Here is a 476-nt window from a genome sequence, read left to right on the forward strand (position 1 = left end):
CAACGGCTTTTTGCGTTCATCGCTGCGGATCGGTTGCCGTGAGGGCGAACGCACCGCGTGCAACGCACCGGTAACCGTTGATCTGGGGACAAGTCTGGACTCGAGCGATGAAAAATTCCGGCCGCTTCATCCGGAACCGCCGAATCTCGTGCGGCTTGGTGTAGGATAATTTCGATGTGGCGTCGGAAATGACGCAACCTGCAAAGGTCCAAGAGCCCTCCATGGAGGAGATTCTGGCGTCGATCCGTCGCATCATTGCCGATGATGAGGCCAAGCCTGCTTCCGCGGATAAGCCGGCAAACGACAGGCCGGCAAGTGTTGCGGCGCCGGAGAAACCGGCGGTCGCCGCCGCGCCTGCCCCCAAGCCGGTGGTGAAGGACATTCCGCCGCCGCCGACTCCTGCAGCAGCGAAGCCGGCACCACCAGCGCCAAAACCTGCGCCGGCGCCACCACCAGCCAAAACCAACAGCCAGGAC

General features: G+C 62.8%; 1 pseudogene. It reads left to right on the plus strand.

What is annotated here, in order from left to right:
• Positions 1-188: 188 nt before the first annotated feature.
• A pseudogene (locus OWC48_RS46385) lies at positions 189-476 on the plus strand (DUF2497 domain-containing protein); the annotation flags it as partial.

It is taken from the genome of Bradyrhizobium sp. Arg816 (assembly GCF_029989365.1).
In the GTDB taxonomy this organism is placed as follows: domain Bacteria; phylum Pseudomonadota; class Alphaproteobacteria; order Rhizobiales; family Xanthobacteraceae; genus Bradyrhizobium.